Origin of the sequence: Bacillus methanolicus PB1 (assembly GCF_000262755.1) — a bacterium.
Lineage (GTDB): Bacteria > Bacillota > Bacilli > Bacillales > Cytobacillaceae > Bacillus_Z > Bacillus_Z methanolicus.
In genome coordinates this window covers 1-21,397 of record NZ_AFEU01000003.1, presented here as the reverse complement: position 1 = coordinate 21,397, position 21,397 = coordinate 1, and the positions used below count along the sequence as shown (strand labels likewise).

The 21,397-nt window shown below is 40.1% G+C and carries 20 protein-coding genes and 1 pseudogene; 2 read left to right on the top strand and 19 right to left on the bottom strand.

Translation table 11 applies throughout. The features are described 5' to 3' along the window. Window positions 1-281: 281 nt before the first annotated feature. On the bottom strand, window positions 282-1,808 hold the full coding sequence (locus PB1_RS09955; protein WP_004436117.1) for a bifunctional ADP-dependent NAD(P)H-hydrate dehydratase/NAD(P)H-hydrate epimerase: 1,527 nt from the start codon (window positions 1,806-1,808) through the stop codon (window positions 282-284). Window positions 1,809-2,558: 750 nt separating this feature from the next. Here PB1_RS09955 and PB1_RS09950 point away from each other — a divergent pair. After that, complete coding sequence (locus PB1_RS09950; RefSeq protein WP_004436113.1) at window positions 2,559-2,849, top strand: HesB/YadR/YfhF family protein; 291 nt, start codon at window positions 2,559-2,561, stop codon at window positions 2,847-2,849. A gap of 89 nt (window positions 2,850-2,938) precedes the next feature. Here the strand turns inward: PB1_RS09950 and PB1_RS09945 are convergent, their stop codons facing one another. The 18 genes and pseudogenes from PB1_RS09945 to PB1_RS09855 all read right to left on the bottom strand — a co-directional run bounded on the left by PB1_RS09945 (window position 2,939) and on the right by PB1_RS09855 (window position 19,615). After that, window positions 2,939-3,229: a hypothetical protein gene (locus PB1_RS09945; RefSeq protein ID WP_004436112.1), complete on the bottom strand. Its 291-nt coding sequence runs from the start codon at window positions 3,227-3,229 to the stop codon at window positions 2,939-2,941. Between the two features lie 19 nt (window positions 3,230-3,248). Next, window positions 3,249-3,674, bottom strand: a complete 426-nt coding sequence (locus PB1_RS09940; protein WP_004436110.1) for an acyl-CoA thioesterase — start codon at window positions 3,672-3,674, stop codon at window positions 3,249-3,251. Window positions 3,675-3,778: 104 nt separating this feature from the next. After that, window positions 3,779-4,012 carry a small acid-soluble spore protein Tlp gene (gene tlp, locus PB1_RS09935; protein WP_004436109.1) on the bottom strand — a complete coding sequence of 78 codons (234 nt, stop codon included), beginning with the start codon at window positions 4,010-4,012 and terminating at the stop codon, window positions 3,779-3,781. A 152-nt stretch (window positions 4,013-4,164) separates the two neighbouring features. Continuing rightward, a complete protein-coding gene (locus tag PB1_RS09930) occupies window positions 4,165-4,308 on the bottom strand; it encodes an acid-soluble spore protein N (RefSeq protein ID WP_004433820.1) in 144 nt (47 codons plus the stop codon). A 67-nt stretch (window positions 4,309-4,375) separates the two neighbouring features. After that, window positions 4,376-4,507 carry an FbpB family small basic protein gene (locus tag PB1_RS16970; protein ID WP_004436107.1) on the bottom strand — a complete coding sequence of 44 codons (132 nt, stop codon included), beginning with the start codon at window positions 4,505-4,507 and terminating at the stop codon, window positions 4,376-4,378. A gap of 182 nt (window positions 4,508-4,689) precedes the next feature. Next, the gene (locus tag PB1_RS09920) at window positions 4,690-5,088 is read right to left on the bottom strand and encodes a hypothetical protein (protein WP_004436105.1); all 399 of its coding nucleotides are present in this window, start codon (window positions 5,086-5,088) and stop codon (window positions 4,690-4,692) included. A gap of 215 nt (window positions 5,089-5,303) precedes the next feature. Further along, window positions 5,304-5,822, bottom strand: coding sequence for a peroxiredoxin family protein (locus PB1_RS09915; protein WP_004436103.1), 519 nt, complete (start codon window positions 5,820-5,822; stop codon window positions 5,304-5,306). Between the two features lie 119 nt (window positions 5,823-5,941). After that, on the bottom strand, window positions 5,942-6,988 hold the full coding sequence (mtnA, locus tag PB1_RS09910; protein ID WP_004436101.1) for an S-methyl-5-thioribose-1-phosphate isomerase: 1,047 nt from the start codon (window positions 6,986-6,988) through the stop codon (window positions 5,942-5,944). Window positions 6,989-7,206: 218 nt separating this feature from the next. Then, window positions 7,207-8,241: pseudogene (locus tag PB1_RS09905) on the bottom strand (galactitol-1-phosphate 5-dehydrogenase). A 21-nt stretch (window positions 8,242-8,262) separates the two neighbouring features. Further along, entirely contained in the window at window positions 8,263-8,442 is a 180-nt protein-coding gene (locus PB1_RS09900; RefSeq protein ID WP_004436100.1) for a hypothetical protein, read from the bottom strand. A gap of 111 nt (window positions 8,443-8,553) precedes the next feature. Further along, on the bottom strand, window positions 8,554-9,588 hold the full coding sequence (locus tag PB1_RS09895) for a zinc-binding dehydrogenase (RefSeq protein ID WP_004436098.1): 1,035 nt from the start codon (window positions 9,586-9,588) through the stop codon (window positions 8,554-8,556). A gap of 41 nt (window positions 9,589-9,629) precedes the next feature. Next, window positions 9,630-10,892, bottom strand: a complete 1,263-nt coding sequence (locus tag PB1_RS09890) for a PTS galactitol transporter subunit IIC (RefSeq protein WP_004436097.1) — start codon at window positions 10,890-10,892, stop codon at window positions 9,630-9,632. An 83-nt stretch (window positions 10,893-10,975) separates the two neighbouring features. Then, window positions 10,976-11,260 (bottom strand): PTS sugar transporter subunit IIB, encoded by a 285-nt coding sequence (locus PB1_RS09885; protein ID WP_004436096.1) that lies wholly within the window; start codon window positions 11,258-11,260, stop codon window positions 10,976-10,978. A gap of 14 nt (window positions 11,261-11,274) precedes the next feature. Next, entirely contained in the window at window positions 11,275-11,742 is a 468-nt protein-coding gene (locus tag PB1_RS09880; protein WP_004436095.1) for a PTS sugar transporter subunit IIA, read from the bottom strand. A gap of 1,020 nt (window positions 11,743-12,762) precedes the next feature. Beyond that, entirely contained in the window at window positions 12,763-14,415 is a 1,653-nt protein-coding gene (locus tag PB1_RS09870; protein WP_004436092.1) for a hypothetical protein, read from the bottom strand. Window positions 14,416-14,439: 24 nt separating this feature from the next. Further along, entirely contained in the window at window positions 14,440-17,931 is a 3,492-nt protein-coding gene (locus PB1_RS09865) for a BadF/BadG/BcrA/BcrD ATPase family protein (RefSeq protein WP_004436091.1), read from the bottom strand. A 935-nt stretch (window positions 17,932-18,866) separates the two neighbouring features. Beyond that, window positions 18,867-19,199, bottom strand: coding sequence for a hypothetical protein (locus tag PB1_RS16575; protein WP_081485636.1), 333 nt, complete (start codon window positions 19,197-19,199; stop codon window positions 18,867-18,869). A 62-nt stretch (window positions 19,200-19,261) separates the two neighbouring features. Next, window positions 19,262-19,615 (bottom strand): hypothetical protein, encoded by a 354-nt coding sequence (locus PB1_RS09855; protein ID WP_004436085.1) that lies wholly within the window; start codon window positions 19,613-19,615, stop codon window positions 19,262-19,264. A 411-nt stretch (window positions 19,616-20,026) separates the two neighbouring features. On the opposite strand from PB1_RS09855, the gene PB1_RS09845 reads away from it, so the two are divergent. After that, window positions 20,027-21,140, top strand: a protein-coding gene (locus PB1_RS09845; protein ID WP_155816422.1) for an IS3 family transposase whose coding sequence is annotated in 2 segments (ribosomal slippage) — window positions 20,027-20,295 and window positions 20,294-21,140 — 1,116 coding nt in all. Because the reading frame shifts where the segments join, the coding sequence is not laid out codon by codon here. Window positions 21,141-21,397 lie beyond the last annotated feature (257 nt).

The window sequence follows — 21,397 nt, the reverse complement described above, 5'->3', positions numbered from 1 at the left end:
TAAACACTCTAACAGCAGGGGTGAAACTACGTAAGTGCCGTTCGGTAAACGGCGGTTTAATAACTGCGACATAAAAATTGATATCTTTCGAATCAACTGCTTGACCCTCGATGACCCCAATAGGAGTTGTCGAGGGCTTTATATTTTTAAAGTATTATCTACTAACACGAAAAAAACCCAAAAGCTTACTGCAATCACTTATTTTGTTGTTTGTTTACAGTTTCGTCATATAGGTAGTTTTTTTAATCAAGTATTCAAAAATGCTTTAACACGAATGCCTTCTATTGTTTTTCCAACACATATGAAAGTACTCCCGGAATGGCTTCGATCAAATCGCTGGCAAGCACGTCCCATTGCGAATGGCCTCGCGAAACAAGCCAATCCGCCGCTTTGCCATGCACCCAGACGGCATTGCTGATCGCCATTTGAGCCGAATCGTGCTGCAACAAAAACGCGGCAATCATCCCCGTCAGCACATCTCCGCTTCCGCCTTTCGCCAACGCCGGATTTCCGGTTGTATTGACATATTGTGAACCGTCCGGAGCAGCGACGATCGTATACGGTCCTTTTAAAACAACATAGATGCCGTACGCTGTCGACAATTTCTTTGAAAGGCCGAACCGATCTTGCTCGACATCGCGAATCGACATATGAAGCATGCGCGCCATTTCTCCGGAATGAGGGGTGACCACTGTTGCCGCTTTTCGTTCACGGATCAACTCAGCATAATCGTCCCAGAAAAAGAGTGCATCGGCATCGATTACAAGCGGCACTGGCTGCTTCAATAAAGTACGGACAAGCTTCTTTGTGCCATCCGTTCTTCCCATTCCAGGGCCAACCGCAATCGCATCGATATCGAGCGATGACATATCCATGGAGCCGGAGAACGCCCCGTCCCGCGCAGGACACGGATAGTACATTGCTTCAGGAACACGGTTGGCAACAACGGAATAAATGTCATCCGGCACCGCCACCGTTACCAATCCAGCACCGCTTCGCAGCGCCGCTTTGGCCGTAAATGTTACCGCTCCTGTCATTTGCCGCGAACCTCCAATCACTAAAAGTTTTCCGTACGTTCCTTTATGAGATGACCGTTTCCGTTTTGACAGTGTCCGCACGACATCGTCCTCTTTCCATACAAAACGGGGTGCAGCATTCCGTTTGACGGCAAGCGGCGGAATGCCGATATCGACAAAAAGAAGTTCACCGTAATTGTCTGCTGCCGGGAACGTATACGCCCCTAGTTTCGGGCATTGAATCGTAATCGTGGCATCGGCGTAAACGGCGGTTTCAACCTCTCCTCCGTCAGACGGCGTTCCGCTCGGCAGATCGATCGCATAGACAAAAGCTCGTGAGCGGTTGACAAGCTGAATGATCTCTTTATACGGCGGCCGTACATCCCCTTTGATGCCAATACCAAGCAAGGCGTCAATGATGACATCGTATTGTAAAATATGTGCGGCAAACATTTGTTCATTTCCTGAATATGGTTTCCATTCATATCCTGAACGCTCATACACCTCAAGTGCCGTTTTCGCCGCCCCTTTCACCTTTTCTTTTGGCGGAACGAGCCATACATCTACATCATAGCCATAACTTTTGAACATCCTTGCGATAACCAATCCGTCGCCGCCATTGTTGCCTTTCCCGGTTAGTACGGCAACCCGCGCCGAATAGGGAATGCGTTCACGCAGCTTATGAAACAGTGCCTGCCCGGCGTTTTCCATCAATGAATCGGCGCTGATGCCGATTTGTTCAGTCGTGTCGCGGTCAATTTCGTACATTTCTGCGGCTGTAACGATATACATCAAGATCACCTCATCGACTTAATATGTATTTGCCCGGTTTATTCATTTATTTTCCTCGAAATAGGAAAAATAGCGCAAGACTGTCATAGATAACGCGGGATTTTCACCCTATAGATTGCACCATGCCTTGTTTATCAAAAAAGCGATTGCCGTTTTTATGGCAACCGCTTTTTATCGTACAGGAAAAGTTCCTTGAAACATACTCTTTGCACATATTGACCTGGTTTCTCTTATTCCGTATTTCGGGAAAAACTCCTTACTTATACGCTTTACACCATAATCAATTGAAACCGCCCATTTCCGAATACATCTTTTACATATTCAAGTTTCGTATGGTCAAAATAGACGAAATCCTTCTCATGAATCAGAATCCGGACTCCATCAAACTCGTAAATTTGGTCACTAGTTAACGGCTGCTCTTCCAGAGACAGCTTCAGTTGCGGCCCTCCTCAGCCAATGCCCATTGTGAGCCGGACATAGCGTTCTTCTTGATCGTACTGTTTTTCTTTTTGAATGGCTTCTGAAAGAATCTTATGCGCAGAGCCAGTAATTTTAAACATGATATCACCTCGAGTACTTTTATCATAACTACCATCGATATAAGGTTGTCGATCCTATTTTAGAATAAGACTTAACATTCAAGTTGGCAAGTTTGACGTTTTTTAGAAAAATGAATGAGTATATACGCCTCGTTGCTTTTTTCATTTATACTAATAACTAATAGTAGTTGTTACAGAAAGGATGATCATTTTGAAGATACAAATCAGTGATAAGGCAGCTGCGTGGTACAAGGATGAAATGCTCCTAAAAGAAGGAGATTTTGTTAGGTTTTTTGCCCGATATGGCGGATGCAGCACCGTTCAGCAAGGTTTTTCTTTAGGCGTATCAAACGAGGAGCCGAACGACATTGGTGCTGAAACAAAAAAAGAAGGAATCACTTTTTATATAGAAGAAAAAGATTTGTGGTACTTTGACGAGAATGATCTTCTAGTTGATTTTAACTATAAACTTGGAGAACCTGAATTTCATTATTCCAAATAATAATAAGGGCACGACTCCTGCTAACATTAGAAATATTTAATATGTTTGTCGATATGGCTTATTGGAGGGGCCTTAGACAGCCCCTTTTTTTACCATATATGATCATGCAGCCCCTCTTTTTCAAGAATCTCCACTTGTTTTTCCCCAAGCAAATCGAAATGAGAGTAGCCGTCTTTTCTTTTATGTATCCATTCCGGTTTCAACTCGTATTTTTCTCCCCATTTTTTTAATTTTTCAATGTCATTGCAGCCCACTTTCGTCACTGTTTTGCAGGCGGGAAAACGGTCATCCAGCCAATAATGTGTTAGAAACGCAATCTTCCCGCAGTCAATTTCGTCTTTCCAGCGGCGAAGCTCTTCTTTTGTAATTCCAAATGCCAACCCATGTCACCCTTCGTATTTATTTATCCCTTTTTTTCGCGTTTTCATATGCATTGTGCCAATCAGGAAACATTTTTTTGATTGCAATCGGACGGAAAGAATCCTTTCTTACGCACACATGTTTAGAAACACCGGTTGCGGCCAAATCTCCCGAGCCGTTAATTATTTCGTATCCATATGAAACGCGAAATCCATCATATTCTTCAATCCATGTTTTCACCGTTACTTTTTCACCGAAACGGACAGCCTTTTTATAAGAGGCTTGAATGTCAATGACAGGTGCAAGAATGCCTTCCTTTTCCATATCTGCATATTTAAAACCAAGATCCTCGATCAGTTTTGTACGGCCAATCTCCATCCAAATCAAATAATTCGCATGATATACTACACCCATTTGGTCGGTTTCTGCATAACGTACATCAATTTCTGTAGTGGATACCAGCATGTCTATTCCCCGTTTCGTTCTTATTTCCAACTTTATCTTAACACATTTATTTTTTGTTCTCTAAAAAAATAACCTTGCCAATGGCAAGGTCGAATATAGTCTGGTTATTGGTTATCGTTATGCTGTGCACGATATTCATCCTTTATTTCAGCACGCATTCCCTCGATAGCTTCACGGCGGCGTTCATTCTTTGCTTCAATTTGCGCCCGCTCTTCCTCATTAGAAAATTCATATGCAGCTTCTGCGTCTTCCATATTTTCAATCGTATGAAAAATCATTGATTGAAGCTTTTCGACGTTGTCACTACGGTCATCCGGTTTCGGCTTGTTGTTTGCCATTACAATTCCTCCTTATCAATTGAATCGTACATTTGATAGTTTGTTTCAAAAACAAAAAATTTTTCGAGGAAAAAAGCGGTGTTTTCTTAAAACAAAGAATAAACCCGCCAAACGGGGGTAGTTTTTGGCGGGTTTTTGCATGAAATTAAATATTATTCACCTTTCGTCTGAATCACTTGTGCATGCTGGCCTGATTTATCCTGCATTTGCTTTCCTTTATTGCCTCCAAAACCGCGGGGCTGCGTACCAATATGGTTAGGTACAAAATGCTTTCTGCTTCCTTTAGGATTGCTCATCTTATCCCTCCTCCTTTTAAGTATTTGCCTTAAAAGGAGGATTCATAATTGGAAAAGGATGTGATTATTATTCTGCTTTTCCTAGAATTTTTTGTTCAAGCCGCTCTTCAATTTTTTCTAACGCATCACGATCATTTAATAATTGTTGTTTATTTTCAGAGACTAGTTCTGCAAAACTACGTTTCCTTGGCTTTCTCATCACGATCACCTTCCTTTACTTATATTTTAGCAGTTATTATGCCCTTAAACGATCTAAATTATTACAACTTTTTGAAAATTTCGTTCGTTTTGCTTTTAAGAAAAAATCAGGGTTTCCTTTCCGGAAAAAAAGCAAAAAAAAAGCATAGCGATTGTCACTAAGCTTAAAATAGCTAATATTCGTTATTTGTTTTTATTTCCAGCGATCAAAAAATGACATACAATCACTAATAAGAAAGCGCTTAATGGAATAACAGTCAAAATTCTCGTTAATGTTTCCTGTGTTAATTCTTTTCCTTCGACAACAAGAGTAGAGTGAACAGGAACAAAAAGGATTAAAAACAGCAATCCACTTGTCAAAAATACTTTTGAAGCTCTTTCAGAATGTCTGCCGCTTAATAATAAATACAAAACATACGGTACTGAACACAAAAGGGCAAGGTATAAGTAGTTAACGTCAGATAATCCTTTATCCATGAAATAATTGCCAAATAAAAAGCGAAAAAGTATAGACGTTCCATACACAACTAAAAAAATACCTACAATACTTGAAATTACTAAGAAACCTTTAGAACGATTCATCATTTTAACCTCCCTTTCATTCAAATTTATATATTCTATAATTAATATTTATTACTAAAATCCCAAAATTATGCGAATATATTGTTAATTTTAAAAAATATAAAGAGGCTGTCTCTAAGCCTAAGGGTCAGCCCTCATGAGACAGCCTCAATAAGGTAAGTTTTATTATTAATTTCACCTCAAAAGTGAACCAGAAATGGTTCCCTGAAACTGTTTTATAAATCATCTAAATATTGTTTCATTTTGTCAATGGTCATTGAACCTAAGTATTTACTTCGGATCATCCCTTTTTCATCAATAAAAAATGTAGTGGGAATGGTTAAAATTTGATACTTCTTGTTCACTGAATCATCTTCATCCAATAATATTGGAAAAGTCACACCCATCTCTTTTGCAAACCGCTGCACATCATATTGCGGATCGATATTCACTGCCAGGATGACAATTTCCTCTTTTTTTTCCCGATAAAATTGCTCCATCTCAGGCATTTCCTCTTTACAAGGAGGGCACCACGTTGCCCAAAAATTTAACATAACTTTTTTGCCTTCAAATTGTGATAATTTTACAGTTTCACCGGTTAATGTTTTTATTTCAAAGTCAGGTGCCTTCACTCCCGTTTGCAAGCCCTGAAGATTATCTGGCTGTCTTGGTGTTTCTTCTTTTTCCATTGCTTGGACGAATGCAACAGTTAGCATAGCGAACAAGGCGACCGCAGCAAATACCTTCTTAATCATGATTGCTGCACCTCCTTTAGGTCAATCCTTTTGCATCAAATGTATTTTACCCAAGTAAACAGCTCGTAGAACATCAAAAATTTGACAAATTGACAACCGCAGGAAGGCATGTTTGAAATTTAAGAAAAAAGCTTTGGCAGTTCTTCTTCGTAGTTGCCTTTGATAATCCCTTTTTCTGTAATGATGGCAGTGACGAGTTCATACGGAGTAACATCAAATGCAGGATTAAATACTTTTACTCCATCAGGTGCTGTTTGCTTTCCAAAGCCATGCGTAATTTCTTCCTTGCCACGCTCTTCAATCGGAATGTCTGCTCCTGTAGCCGTCTCCATATCAATGGTCGAAGTTGGTGCAGCTACATAAAATGGAATGTTATGTGCTTTTGCTAACAGAGCGACACCATAAGTCCCGATTTTATTTGCCACATCTCCATTTGCGGCAACCCTGTCGCACCCGACAATAACTGCCTGTACCCAACCTTTTTGCATGACCATTGCTGCCATGCTGTCTGTAATGAGTGTGACATCGATTCCTGCCTGCATGAGTTCCCATGTTGTCAAGCGTGCCCCTTGTAACAACGGGCGGGTCTCATCAGCGAAAACTTTGATGTTCCACCCTTTTTCCTTCGCAAGGTAGATCGGTGCAAGTGCCGTTCCATATTTGGCGGTTGCAATTCCGCCGGCGTTGCAATGGGTCAATACGCCCATTCCATCTTGAAAAAGCGTCAAGGCATGTTCGCCGATGGACCGGCAAACTTCTTCATCTTCGCGGCGAATGAAATGGGCCTCTTCTTCAAGTGCCTGTTTAATCTCTCGTACAGGCCTGTGGCTTTCCAATTTTGCCCGCTCATCCATTCTTTTTAAAGCCCAAAATAAATTGACCGCGGTCGGTCTTGACGTTGCCAAATAATCTGCTTTTTCTTTAAAATCTGTGTAAAATGCTTCAAAATTTTCTTCCGGGGAATTTTTGATTCCGAGCAATAAGCCATAAGCAGCAGCGATCCCAATCGCCGGTGCCCCCCGCACCTTTAATTGCTTGATTGCATCCCATGTATCTTTAATATCATGAATTTCTAAAAACTCCGTTATCGTCGGAAGTTTTGTTTGATCTAATATTTTTAATACGCCATTCTCGTAAGTAACGGATTTGATAAAACTTTCTGCCATTCCAATATTCTCCTCTGTTAATTTTCAGATGTTTTTAAATTATTTTACCATAAAATTAGTTGTTATGAATTTTTCTTCTCATAATTGATACATTAACAATTAAGATGGAATTAACAAATGTGTTGTAATGTGCTTCATCCAATCTTCACAAAAATGAAAAGGCAGATGATTGCCATCTGCCTCCAAAATTTTTCAAACGATTTACGAATGCCATTTGTTTATGATTTTTCTGGATAGAAGAGAACCTTACCGAAAAATCCGTTTTTGATAATCATTTTTTCAAAAATTTCTGGTCCATCTGCAAGAGAAACACGATGAGTTATGAATGGTTTTACTTTAATTTGTCCTTTATCCATGTAATGAATGGTTGTGCTCCACTCTTTACCTGGAAATGAAGATCCTAGTACAGTTAATTCATTTCTTACGATTTTTTCGAAATAAAATCGTTCGATGTTTACGTCCGAGTATGGAATTCCCAAAAATAAGACTTGCCCTCCTTTTTTTGCCAGCGCAAATACTTGAGCAGATGTAACAGGAGAACCGGCTGCCTCAATGACTAAATCAACGCCTTTTCCATCCGTTAATTCCATTAACTGTTCATAAGCCGTTTTTTCTACTGAATGAATAACAGTATCCGCACCGGCTTCTTTTGCATTATTTAATTTCTTATAATCGATGTCGATTGCATACACTTTTCTAGCACCGAAAATTTTAGCCCATTGAACAGCTAATAAACCAATACTCCCACATCCCATGACCGCAACTTCTGCGCCAGGCTGTATAGAAGTTCGGTAAAACCCATGTGCAACTACAGCGGAGGGTTCTATACATGCAGCAGTATCAAAATCAATCGTGTCGGGAATAGGAAGTACATGTTATTCTGGGAGCTTTACATACTCGGCGAATGCTCCAGGATGCCTGGCTCCAATGACTGTTAATTTTTCGCATTGCGATAGGAGTCCTTTTTTACAACGATCACACTTACCACAATAAAGTGTCGGACAACCTGCTACACGATCTCCAATTTTTACACGGCTGACGCCAGATCCGATGGCAACTACTTGACCGCTGAACTCATGTCCCCACACCATTCCTTCAATATAAGGACCAACCTTCGCATATCTTGATAAGTCAGAGCCGCAAATTCCTGCAGCTCTGACTTTGATTTTAACTTCATCATTTTTCTCAATAACCGGTTCCTCTGATTCTTCGAATCTTAAATCTCTTTTTCCATACAACTTTAATGCCTTCATTACATTTTGCATCCTTTCAGTTTAGCGCGTATGACCTCCTGTATGCTCAACAGAAAAATGAGATTGTTTGTTATGTTTAAAATAAGAGGCCAATGCTAAACATACAACAATCGTATTAATCGGCATCTGATTTTGAATATATAAATCCCCCAACATTCTCCCATACGGTCCAAGTGCAAAATCAAGAATCTTTTCAATCATAATGCCGCCACCGTCCTTTCCCCTTTAATTCCCGGACAGGTATATAACTGTATTTTGGCATATCTCTTCGGCATTCTAACACTCAATTCAATGAGACTACGTTCGTTTACATTAATCAACAGGTGTTAACAACACTTTAATAGCCTCTCCACTTTTAATTACGTTGTACGCTTCATCCCATTGGGCAATGTTAAATTGATGAGTAACAAGCGCTTTTGCATTTACTTTCTTTTCATTCATTAAGGCTAATACTGGTTCCCAGTCACTTGGTTTTTGGCTTCTGGATCCAACCATCGTAATTTCTTTTTGAATAATCTTTTCCGAATTGATAAGAATCTCCGGTTTTGCAAAAATACCTACCTGTACAAATTGCCCTTTCTTTTTCAATAATTCCAGCCCCATATTCACTGCTGAAACAGTCCCTGTGCACTCAAGAACAACACCAGCACCATACCCATTTGTCAAGCTATTTACAATACTGTTTATGTCTTCTTCTTGAATATTAACAGCATAATCAATTCCCAATTCTTTCGCCTTTTCCAGACGAAGTTTATCAGTAGACAATCCGGTAATAATAACGGTTGCTCCATATGTTTTTACTACTTGAGCCGTCAGAAGCCCTATTGGTCCGGGACCTAAAACAACAACAACAACATCTCCTTCTTTAATTGCTGCTTTATTAACCGCATGATACGCACAGGCAAGCGGCTCAGTCATTGCAGCAGATACATAGTCTACATGTTCAGGCAGCTTATGAATACTTTCTTTCCTGGCGATTACATATTTTGCAAAGCTCCCATTTTGCTGTGTTCCTAATCCTTTTCTGCTGCTGCATAAATTGTAATCTCCCGATTGACAGTAATTGCATGTTCCACAAATGTAATAAGTCGTTTCTGAAGTTACTCTGTCTCCCGGTTTAAATTCTGTTACATTTTCACCTACTTCTACTATTTCCCCAGAAAATTCATGCCCTAAAATAACAGGCACCTTTACTTTATAATGTCCTTCATACGTATGGAGATCGGTACCACATATCCCACTATATTTCACCAGTATTTTTACTTGGTCTTTACCTGGTCTCGGTTCTTCCACATCTACAATTTCCAGATTGCCAAACCCTGGCTCTTTCTTAACTAAAGCTTTCAATTTTCTATCTACCTTCCGTTTTTTGGAATTAGAAAAAAAGCTTAATTAAATAAAGCAAAAATTCTATAGATTACGTAGTTAATTAAGTTGCCGCCTTGGTCGATACTGGATATTTTGCTTGCACCTTCAGGCATATTAAATTTGGCATCTATGGCCATTTGTGTGTGAAGATCTGCAAGATCTGAGGCCATGTAAAGGGATAAAGCGATCAAAACAGTGCCAACAATCACAGAATGCACAATATTCCCGCGTGATGCACCGACGATAAATGCGACAATAAAAGGAATCGTAGCTAAATCACCAAATGGAAGAACATTATTACCCGGTAAGATGACAGCTAATAATACTGTTATCGGAACAAGGATTAATGCTGTTGAAATAACGGCAGGATGACCGATGGCAACAGCCGCATCAAGCCCGATATAAATGTTTTTAGCACCAAATTTCTTTTGAAGCAATTCACGAGCTGATTCCGAAATAGGCAGAAGCCCTTCCATAAGAAGTTTTACCATTCTAGGCATCAGAACCATAACTGCTGCCATTGACATACCAATTTTAATCGTATCGCCAACGGAATAACCGGCAAGCAAACCTAATATTGAACCAAGAATAAGACCTATAAAAATCGGTTCTCCGAAAATTCCGAATCTTTTTTGGATAGCTTCAGGATCTGCATTTAAGTTTTTAATAAAAGGAATTTTTTGCACCAATTTCACCAGTGGAATCCCAAGAACTGCATAAGAAACAGTACTTCCCGTAGCAACCGATATTCCCGGCAATCCAAAGTACTTTTCCAGCATTGGAGCTGTCCAATCGGCAATTTTTAAACATACAATCTGGAATAAAAGTGCTGCGATTAATCCTTGAGTGATGCTGCCTGATAAAGCGTAAACAATGGCACCCATAAACGTAAAATGCCAAAAGTTCCATATATCCACGTTCATCGTTTTCGTTGTTTTGGTGACAAGCATAAACACGTTTAATAATAATCCGAGCGGTATCATAAATGCTGCGATTGGAGAAGCCCACGAAATAGAAGCTGCTGCCGGCCACCCAACATCAATGACATGTAATTCAATTCCGAATCTCTCGACCATTCCTTTGGCCGCTGGACCAAGGTTGCTAACAAGTAAATCTACCACCAGGAAAATTCCAACGAACGCCACACCAATCGTTAAACCCGCTCTAAAAGCCTTTCCAGGTTTTTGACCAAATAATAAACCAAGGATGAAAATCGCAATTGGCAAAATAACAGTTGCACCTAAATCTAAAAATGATTGCAACGCATCAACAAATTCCTTCATCGTTATTAACCCCCATTATATTTTTTTGGATTCCACGAGGAAATCACGGAATTCAAATTTTGCTAAACCAAAAGGCTCTGGAACTAATTCTTTAATTGTTCCAATATTTCTTTTTTCACTTCATCTAACCCGAATCCCGTTAAAAATGCTCTTGCATTGATTACCGGGAATGGATATTCATTTTGAACAATGGTTGTTGTAACTAACAAATCAGCTGTATCAATATAAGAACCTACTTCAGTAATCTTAATTTGAACAATGTCACATTCAATGTTATTTTCTTTGCAAAGATCTTCGATCGCTTTATTCACAATTGTAGATGTCGCAATTCCTGTTCCGCAGGCTACTAATACTTGTTTTTTCTTCATGTTAATCTCCCCCTCTATTGTATTTGAAAATGTTTAGTTAATCGTTTTTTTATGTTTGTCTTATTTTCTTCTAATATTAGAAACTGCAATTCTTCTTCGTTTTGAAATAATTCCATTAGTTTCTGAAGAACAACGAGATGAGAGTCTTTCTCATCTATGGCAAGCATAAATACGATTTGAACAGGAGTATCTGCGTCCATCTCTCCCATCACACCAAATTTCACGGGTTCTTTTAATATCGCTATACTTATTGCTTTTTTATTTACGTGCTCTGAATCAGTATGAGGGATTGCAACAGAAATTCTATTTGTAGGCAGACCGGTAGGAAAAGTTTTTTCTCTCTCAATAACAGCGTCGATAAAGCTTTCTTTTACTAATCCTTTACTAAACAGATTTGCGGCCATTGTTCTTAATAGTTCTTCTCTGCTATTTACATCGATATCCTTCAAAATTAGTGATTCATCAAAGTGTAATTCACACACCTATTTTTCACCTCAACATTTTCTGACGAACTATTGATCCTCCGCATAATTTTCTATATTCGCAATTTTCCGAACTTTTTGCAGATCATAATTACGGTATTCTTGCTTGTTTTTAATTCACTCGTTAAATGGGCTAATGAATGTTCTGCCTGTTTGCTTAATAACATAGCAATATTATGTTTATTCGTTGCATTTTGGTTAATTCACTTAAATTCTCATATCTAAATTCTTCATTTAGAGCGTGCTTAGATTTTAATTTTTTATCCATTAGAAAGTAACCATTATTCGTCCGTTCAATTATCGGTACATTTTTACTTTGTAACCACAACTTTTGAAGCTATATCCAATCTGCCTGAAACTTTACAGAAATTTCTTCTCTAAATCTTTACTGATAATATTTGGATTTCCAAACATCTCTCTTAAGAGTTGGATACATCTGACATCAAGTATCATCGTGTTCTTCCTTTTTCTAGGTTCATTGTAGCACAAGAAAATGATCCTATGTATACGCTTTCATTCATTTTTTTGTTGTGATTTTTGTGCAATTTCGACATTATACACTATGCTCATAGCAACAATCAGCGGTACTCGAAGATGCATTCGGCCGGCTTGACTCACGTGGTATATCCACCAAAAAAAGCAACGACCTTTGACCCGCTAATCTCATTATAAATTGGCGGGTCAAAGGTCGAAACATTTTCATTCATCGTGGTAGCTGATATGCGATGGAGCTTTGGGTCAGCCTCATTTATATTCAGCAAGAGGAGGAATTGAATGTAATACCAATTTATCCAATCGAACCCTTGTGGCCACAGAATTGGGTAGTTGTGCTTTGAATTCTTCATAATAGATTCCGAAAACTTTCTAATGGCAATTTTTACATTTTTCTCATCGCCAACAGTTTTAAATTCTTATTTGTAGAGATTCCTTTCTATCCATTCAACATGAGACTTTTTCCTTTATGGTCCTCAAGTCAGATACAATTATGAGTGAAGTGTCCGTCAAATGCAAACAATGACCCTAAACACTTTCCATTTCTTCTTTGTTTCTCCGAAACGAAAACTGCTTGAAAAAACCTTGTGTGCTATATACCGTATTGGCTGCTGTACAAGCAACAACATGACGGGCAGTTTGTAATGGGTGAGTAGATTGTGAAGAACTCAGCATTCGGAGCTTCTCAACTGTAAAACCTTTTTTTATTAAAGCTTCGTCAAACTCCTTCTGTGCAGCCTGTTTTGCCTTGAACAGCATCATCTGGATTCTGCTGTATACGTTAATCGCACCGTCTCCCGTCGTTTCAATTGGAAGAAAAATTGCTTCCGGGTAAAGTTCAGTAATTAATGACTGGACACCGTCTGAAACACCGGATGAAGGCATACATCCGAAAGGCTTAACAGATATTGTCATGTTCACTTTACGTTTTACTACATTCAAAATGAGCTTGCCAACCTCCATATGCCCCTCTCCACCTCTCAGGTGATTGTTATAGTGATCGTGAGCGACCTTCGCAATCTCATCCATATCAGGCAAGTGATAGCCATGAAGTCCAATGGCTTTGGCATACGTTTGGAACATCACTCGTACAGCAAGATCTGCTAACTGTAACATCCGCAGACGCAGCTGAGGGTTCTTTCCTTCCAGCCCTTTACTACCGGAGTCCGCTCGGCGTAAATTCATCCGTTTGAGGGTATCATAGCGCCCCTCCCAGATCAAAAATAAAATCCATGCCGTCACAGATTGTACTTCTACTTCGGCTCCTTCTTCCTCCAAAAATTGTTGCAGGCGATAGTTGCCATCTCCCTCCGTTGTCATCGCCCAAAACTCACCGATAATACTTACTTTTGGTTTGACGATTGTCCGGTCTACTTTCACCGCTTTCAGTTCTTTGCGGCATCGGTATAAGGCTCGTATGAGCGATTTCTGTTTAATGAAGGCTTCATGCAAATATTGTTTACAGCGTTCCAGGGCAGCATTGGTTGATCCGGCAACCACTTCATAAGGACGGATCCGGTAACCGAGGGCGTTCAAAATGTCGCCGATTAAAACAGCCTTTAAAAAGGTTATGAAAAAGGAGCTGTCTAATTTAAGGGCAGATTCTTCACCTGTAGCCTGCTTTAAGCCGCTCTGTTGTTGGAACAGAAGAACCCGAAAACCTTCAAATCCGGCATCCTGCAATGCCTTACGATATTCTGTCACGTACGTTCCAAAGCGGCAAGGACCACAGGAACCGCTTGTTATGAAAAGATAATTGCGGACAATTTCTTCTTTCGATTTTCCTTCTACGTCCCTTAGGTGGGTAAGATATTTAATCAAATTTCCCACGGTGAAATAGGTCGGGTTGCATTGTCCCCGATTTCCAAATTCCTTGCCATAGCGCAATGACTCTGTATCCGGGCATTCCATATGCTTGACATTGTAGCCTAATCCTTTCAAAGCTCCCTCAACCAAATAGTCATGTGCCATCGTAAGTCCTCCGAAAAGGATGGTCGTGGAATCTTTGTCCTTGGCAAAGAATTGCCGCGGGACGGGGTCAAACCATTGATTTTTAGTTTGGTTCAACCCTAAGGCAGCTTCTTGTTCCTTCTTAAATCGATTCAATTCTTCTTCAAATAGTTGCGCAACATCTGTTTGATCAATATCCTTAACGCCGGGATGTTTTTTTGCCAATTTCACGTTTTTGTCGACTCCTTTTTAATATTATTCAGATATCGCTTTTTTCTCATGAGAGCTGCTTAATCGTTCATGAATCGAGCCGCGCATTAATTCAAGACGTTTTTTCTCAATGAGAAGCTGTAATTCTTCCTTTTTGCGTGCTAGATCTTGAAGACGCTCTTCATGAAGTCCCAAGCTATGGGCATACGTTTTGACACGAATTTTGATCGAACCGCTCGGCTTATTCGCATCAATATCATGGAGGGCGGAATAAGGTGTACCAGCGGTTGAAATAATCGAGTCAATCAGCCCGTATGTAGGGGCATCATGTCCACATTTAAAACTGGATAGATCCAATACGGCAACATTTGGATGGCGGGCGGCAAATTTGGCTGCCCACACTTTCTGTACACTATTTGAACTAAAGTTTTCCGGCCACACATCCGTTACTTCCAATGCATATTTCACTCTTTCGCTCTCCAAATCATGTTTAAAGAAGCGGCGCAGCCAGGCTTCATCTTTCGGAATGGAGCGCATGGAAAGAATCGGATAACCCAGCACTTGAAATTCATCTAATACACCATGGTTAAGACCCGGATCTGAATGATAAGGACGGCCAATCATTAAAATAGCTAGCTTATTTTCCGCTTCCACCTGCTCCAAAATCATTCTTCCCTTCTCCTGCATTTCTCGATCAAAAAGCTCCATTGCCTTCCAAGCCTCGTCTGCCGCAAAATCACTTTCATCTTCCGTGATTCGCAAGAAATCCTTAAACGCCTCATACAACTGTTTTTTCAGCATATTCGGCTCTGTAAACGTCACCGCCGGATCAAAATAGGTAATCCCCCTTGTCTTGAAAAAGTCTGTTTCTTTTGTAAACGCTGCTTTAATTACATTCGGAGCCCCGGCCACAATCGGACAGCTCGAGGAGTCCATCACATTGTTTAGATGGGTCGGAATATGGGTGATGCATGGGAAAAAGATCGCGTGAAGCGGCCTATTTTCACGATGATGCTTAAATAGCAAATTATGCACATGTGCCTGTGCTACTTTTGATGGATAGCATGGATCGATGGATCCGTACTTTCCTCCCTCCTGCCACATTTCCTCACTCGTATAGTCACTGAATACGATGCCTCGCTCACTGACACCCAACGTCTCAAAATAAGTCCGCCAAAAAGGGGCAGTAGACCAAATATTGAGCACTTTCGGAATACCGATACGAAGTTGCTTCCTCCATTCCATCGCTTCGGATGAGGAGCGTTGAAACGGGCGCATATATTTCGTTCTTCTTGTGCCAAGCCAGCCTGATTTTACCTTTACATCCTCAATCATATGCCCTTCTTCTGGCAAAGGAGTGAAATCATAAAAGTGCTGAAACATGCGACGAGCTTCATATTCAACCAGATTCGGGTATTGCTTTTTCAACTGATTATGCTCCCGAGTCAACTGTATCATGGCTTCTTTGTCTTCTACCGTTCCCTTTTCACAGCTAAAACCGGAAATATAACGGGCTGTTTTGCCATCAGGAGTAGAAGTGTCGATAAACGTGCGGCTGCAATTGTTCGGACAAAAGTTGCAGCGTGTAGATTCATCATTTCGGGATATATATTGCATATTGATCGCTGCATCCAGCCCAAGAAACGTAGAATATCCTCTGCGTTTCACGACACGAAGAGTTTCCATCGCCGCTCCGATTGCGCCTGCCTCGCCTGTATGCGGATGGACATACACCTCGGCATCCGGAACCCGTTCTTTAATGTAATCAACTTGCGCTTTGACAGCAGCCAGATTGTGCTGAGTTCCGCCCTGCAGAACAAATTTTCGGCCTAGTTCAGCCATGCGGGGAATTTGGACCACATACTGCCACACATTTTTCGGCAAGACGAGGGCTAGTCCGGCTAACAATTCTTCTTTGGCGTAACCTTCCTTTTGGAAATTTACACGATCCGAATCAAGGAACACGGCACATCCATAGGAAAATTTCGGACTCAGTTCAGCTCTGAATGCTATTTCGGCATACTCTTGGATTGGAATTCCAAATTGATCGGCCATCGCTTGTAAAAGCATTCCGTTTCCAGCTGAACATTGGTTGGACAATCGGAAATTGCGTATATCCCCGTTTTTGAGAAAGAGAACTTTAATATCTTGTCCGCCAATATCACAAATCACGTCAACATCACCGAAATAGTGGACAGCACTCATCATATGGGCGACCGTTTCCACAATATTCACATCTGCTTTTAATGTTTTTTCCAAAACATCGGCCGCATATCCCGTGGCTCCAAACCCAATGATTTCCAGCTTGGCGCCGGCTGTATGGACCTTATCCCGGATCCGTCCGAGAAGCTCTTTCGTATCTTGAATTGGATTTCCCTTGGACAGCTGATATTCCTTTAACAGAATCGTGCCATTCGTATCAACTAACACAGCCTTTGATGAGGTGGAACCTCCATCCAAACCAATTACGGCTCTAATTGTCTGACCCGGTTCAAACGAAGCCGGTACAAATTTCGGAATACTGTATTGACGGCGAAATTGTTCTAATTCTTCCTCGCTTTTTACTAGAGGAGGGCCCGCTTTTTCCCCGAGCTTTGCTTTACGCCCATGTGTAATAAATGTTTTTAAATCTTCCAGCCCTTTATAAACACCTACTCCCTCTGGTTCATGCAAGCCATAGATTACAGCGCCATAAGCCGCATAATACTGGGCATTTTCCGGGATAAAAATCAACTCTTCAAGTGGGATATCTTTCGGGTAATCGTATCCTCGTTGTTCCCACAATTCAGGAATTCGTTTTCGCCAACATTGTTGCAGGAAAGGTAAATATGTATTCGGTCCACCTAATAGCAGAACCTTATGACGCAACGTATTCCCCCTAGTCAGCACTGAGAGATTTTGCATCACAATGGCATCCGCCAATGAACACATTATTTCAGATGAAGGGATACTGCTTTTCACTAGATTCACGATATCTGTTTCAGCAAATACGCCGCATTTTGCTGCAACATGATGAAGCTTTGAATCATCAAATTCCAACTTGGCTACTTCTTTCTCCGGCATTCCGACTTTAATCATGCACTTATCAATCGTGGCACCGGTACCAGAAGCACATTTGTCATTCATCGACGTAATCGCCTGCTTGTCTCCTGTTTCTTCGTTTTCTTTAAAAATAATAATTTTGGCATCTTGTCCTCCCAGTTCAATAACACTGCCAACATCAGGGTGAAGTTGTTCCACTGACATCGTAACCGCATTCACTTCTTGAACGAACTTGGCTCCAATATGCTCGGCAATGGGTCCACCGCCAGATCCGGTAATAAATACACGCATATCTTCCTTCTTCACATCAGAAAACTCATTCCCAATCCGAATTAAAAATTCTAGCACCTTTTCAGCCTGTTTCGTATGATGTCGTTGATAATCCGACCAAAGAATTTCTTTATTTTCGGGGTTTACCACTGTAGCCTTGACGGTTGTTGAACCGACGTCAATTCCTATAAATAAGGAATTAAGGCATTGGATACTTTCCTTCACAAAATCACTTCCTAACCATTAAATTACAATTCTTATTATATGTAATTAACTAAACAACATATTCATAGTGAAAACTCCAATTCTTTCTCGAAAGAACATGGGTGCTTTTTTATTTGGAAGGAGTTTTGTAAAAGAGTGGTCTGAAAAATAATTACGGCAGAGACAATTCGTACATCACAGTTATTTACTTACATTTACCTGAACAAGTTATCGATTAAAAAATTCTTATATGAACTTTTATAATGAAGAGCAAGGTGCTGAAAAAAAATCTTGCAAAACGCTGGATTTTTTACTTGCAAAACACATCTTTTTAGCCTATTTGGATAAACCTTGCTGAAGTGTTCTCATCAAAAAATCCCCCTTTCAAAAAAAGAGGACACCAATCAAACAGCAATATTGCTGCTCAATCAGTGTCCTCACGCTTTCGTTCTTGGTCATATTTGGTTTTGTTTCCATTAATCAATGGTACACACCAACGAAAAAAAGAGATTAATCAAGCAATAATTATTTTCACATCCTTTCAAGCACCAGCTTCACACAAAAAAATAATTGGTAAAATTTGAAAATAGTGCGAGGTTTATTTGCTATACCTTTTTTTGTGTTTTTTCCGTTTAAAGACAAATTAATTTCCACTTTCGTTTGCAACCATATTTCAAACACGCTTGATAACCGCCCAATGCAAGACCGAATTTTGAAAAGAATTTATGAATGATTTTCATCCCTTTCTCCTTGCAACAAAACTATCTTTTTGTTTCGTAATATCTTCGTACTGTACATTAATCTTTTAATGAGATATATCCATAAACCTCGCCCCGCCCCAAGTCCGTACCTTTTTTTTTCAAATTAATGTTGTGTTTTTCCTTTTCTTTCTAAATTTTCTCCGTTTCCATATGTTGTACCTTATGTAAAATGGAGAAGCTTTAATCTGTTTCGATTCAAACTCCCCATATATCTTTGTTAATATATTTTACATTAGATTTTTTTTCATTTTTTGACTCTCTATATTTATCTGTTAATTCTAATAATTTCTTAACAGCTATTTCAAACTCTTCTTTTGTCAACTGTTTATTAGCAAAAGACTGGCAAAGAAGAGCCAGTGCAATTGGCATTGTATCAATGTTTACCTTCACATTCACATCTACATCAGAATTTCCGCTCTGATTAACTGTTGCCTCCGATAATTGTTTTGCTAAGAGATCTTCTACTTTTTCTTCCTTAGAATCTCTAAGACCATGCCAAAAGTTTAGTTGATTTAATTGGGATCGCATGACAAATCCTCTTTTCAAAAGAAATTTTTTAGATGGGGTATAATAAATATACCCCATCATTCTTAATAGTCTTCTACATCTTGTTTTTGTTCCTGTTCTTGTTCTTGTTCCTGCTCTTGGTCTGCCTCTGCACGAGTTCGTGCTCTTGCTTTTGAATTGGAATCGACTTCAATATTTAAGTGAACATCCGCATTTCCACTGTTTACAACTTTCGCAACTGCATTGTTGATATTTTTGTCAATATTTTTATTTTCACTATCTACATCTGTATCAGTTCGAAGGTCGTTGTCAGTGTCAACATCTACATCTGCTTTTGCTTTTGCTTTTGAATCGCTATCTGATTTTGAACGGCTTTTGCTTTTGTTTTCGTTTTCATTGTCTCCTCGATTATTTTTTGGGAACCATGGTGAGCTCATTTTCTATCCCCCTTTCGTTTGTCCTTGATAATATGTTATTCAGAAAAAATAAAATCTCTTAGGACAAACCTCCTGATAAAAAAACGGATTTTAACAATGGGCAAGCTAAATTATTTAATCATTTTAAGATCCCATGAAAAGAAATTCCTGAATGATTTAATCCTTGGAACATAGCTCCGGTCTTATGAAATTCTATTTCACCGGGAATGGGAAGTTAGTTTGACGAAATGTTATATCTATATGGTTGGAAATGGTGATAGTCCTGAATACGAACATTTTGGAGGAGGCTGACCCTCTCCAATTTGTTAACTAGCTGATAATATTTCTCCTCGATTTGTTCTACTCATTTTAAACCCTCTATAATGGACCCATAAAACTAGACACGAAATGAGGAGATGTTAAAGTAGGTTTATGAAAAGAAAACGATATACACCAGAGTTTAAATCCCAGATCGTGCTAGAGGTCCTAAAAGAAGAAAAAACTATGAGTGAAATTGCTTCCTCTCATGGAATCCATGTGAATCAGATTCGGCAATGGAGGAATGCGTTTCTTGAACAAATGCCCCAGTTGTTTGCGAAAGAAAATAAGAAAGTAGATCAAATGAAGGCTGACTATGAACAACAAATTGAAAACCTTTATGCCGAAGTCGGTCGTTTAACCACGCAATTGTCGTGGCTTAAAAAAAAATCTGGCCTTAAGGAGTAGGGCAGAACGTATTGACATGATTGATTGGGACGATGCAGAACTCCCTATTGCCACCCAGGCTGAATTGCTCGGACTCAATCGGTCCAGCTTGTATTATAAGCCTGTGGAGCCTTCTCCTGAAGAAGTGTTCATCAAGCACCGAATTGATGAAATTTACACCAAATATCCGTTTTTTGGCTCCCGGCGGATCACGGCCGTTCTGAATGAAAACGGGTTACACATTAACCGAAAGGCCGTTCAGCGCCATATGAGGGAGATGGGGATTGCCGGGATTTCACCTGGCCCCAACCTTAGTAAGCGCAACCTGGAACACCGGATTTATCCCTATCTTCTTAGAAATCTCGACATCACTCACCCCAACCAGGTATGGGGGATTGATATCACTTACATCCGGCTTCAACGCGGTTGGATGTATCTCGTCGCCATTATTGACTGGTATTCCCGTTACGTCGTTAGTTGGGAGCTGGATCAGACGCTGGAAATCGATTTTGTCCTTGAAGCCGTCAAACGGGCGCTGTCGCACGCTCAACCTGAGATTATAAACAGTGATCAGGGTAGCCACTTCACCAGCCCGAAATATACCGAGCTGGTACTGGATAAGAAAGTTCAAATCAGTATGGACGGCAAAGGTCGGGCTCTTGACAATATCATTACCGAGCGATTGTGGCGGACGATTAAATATGAAGAGGTCTACTTGAAGGAATACGAGAGTCCAAGAGAAGCAAGAAAAGAGATCAATAACTATCTCCATTTCTATAACCATGAACGCCCTCATCAATCATTAGGCTATAAACCACCTGCCTCTGTTTATGGCCTGTGAGTGATTCATCCTTTATAGAGGATCCTTCTCACGGGAGAACCTGTCAAGGATTCGGCAGAGCCCTCGCTTCGCTCGCCCTTGACAGAACCTCCCCTGAGAAGGAAAAATAAAAGCAGGATGAATCACTCCAAAAAAATGTGTACTCCCACTTTATTGGCCTCAATGAGCACCCCAAGCTCTAGAATGCAGATATCCTTTTTGGTTTCTGCCCCACCTTAAAAAAATAAAATTAATGTCTTGATGATGGGGTCCACCAT

What these genes read in the sequence shown, in the direction of transcription:
- PB1_RS09955 (WP_004436117.1), bottom strand. Translation starts at nt 1,808, where the DNA reads ATGTATATCGTTACAGCCGCAGAAATGTACGAAATTGACCGCGACACG.
- PB1_RS09940 (WP_004436110.1), bottom strand. Translation starts at nt 3,674, where the DNA reads ATGCTGGTATCCACTACAGAAATTGATGTACGTTATGCAGAAACCGAC.
- tlp (WP_004436109.1), bottom strand. Translation starts at nt 4,012, where the DNA reads ATGGCAAACAACAAGCCGAAACCGGATGACCGTAGTGACAACGTCGAA.
- PB1_RS09930 (WP_004433820.1), bottom strand. Translation starts at nt 4,308, where the DNA reads ATGAGCAATCCTAAAGGAAGCAGAAAGCATTTTGTACCTAACCATATT.
- PB1_RS16970 (WP_004436107.1), bottom strand. Translation starts at nt 4,507, where the DNA reads ATGAGAAAGCCAAGGAAACGTAGTTTTGCAGAACTAGTCTCTGAAAAT.
- PB1_RS09920 (WP_004436105.1), bottom strand. Translation starts at nt 5,088, where the DNA reads ATGAATCGTTCTAAAGGTTTCTTAGTAATTTCAAGTATTGTAGGTATT.
- PB1_RS09915 (WP_004436103.1), bottom strand. Translation starts at nt 5,822, where the DNA reads ATGATTAAGAAGGTATTTGCTGCGGTCGCCTTGTTCGCTATGCTAACT.
- mtnA (WP_004436101.1), bottom strand. Translation starts at nt 6,988, where the DNA reads ATGGCAGAAAGTTTTATCAAATCCGTTACTTACGAGAATGGCGTATTA.
- PB1_RS09900 (WP_004436100.1), bottom strand. Translation starts at nt 8,442, where the DNA reads ATGATTGAAAAGATTCTTGATTTTGCACTTGGACCGTATGGGAGAATG.
- PB1_RS09890 (WP_004436097.1), bottom strand. Translation starts at nt 10,892, where the DNA reads ATGAAGGAATTTGTTGATGCGTTGCAATCATTTTTAGATTTAGGTGCA.
- PB1_RS09885 (WP_004436096.1), bottom strand. Translation starts at nt 11,260, where the DNA reads ATGAAGAAAAAACAAGTATTAGTAGCCTGCGGAACAGGAATTGCGACA.
- PB1_RS16575 (WP_081485636.1), bottom strand. Translation starts at nt 19,199, where the DNA reads ATGCGATCCCAATTAAATCAACTAAACTTTTGGCATGGTCTTAGAGAT.
- PB1_RS09855 (WP_004436085.1), bottom strand. Translation starts at nt 19,615, where the DNA reads ATGAGCTCACCATGGTTCCCAAAAAATAATCGAGGAGACAATGAAAAC.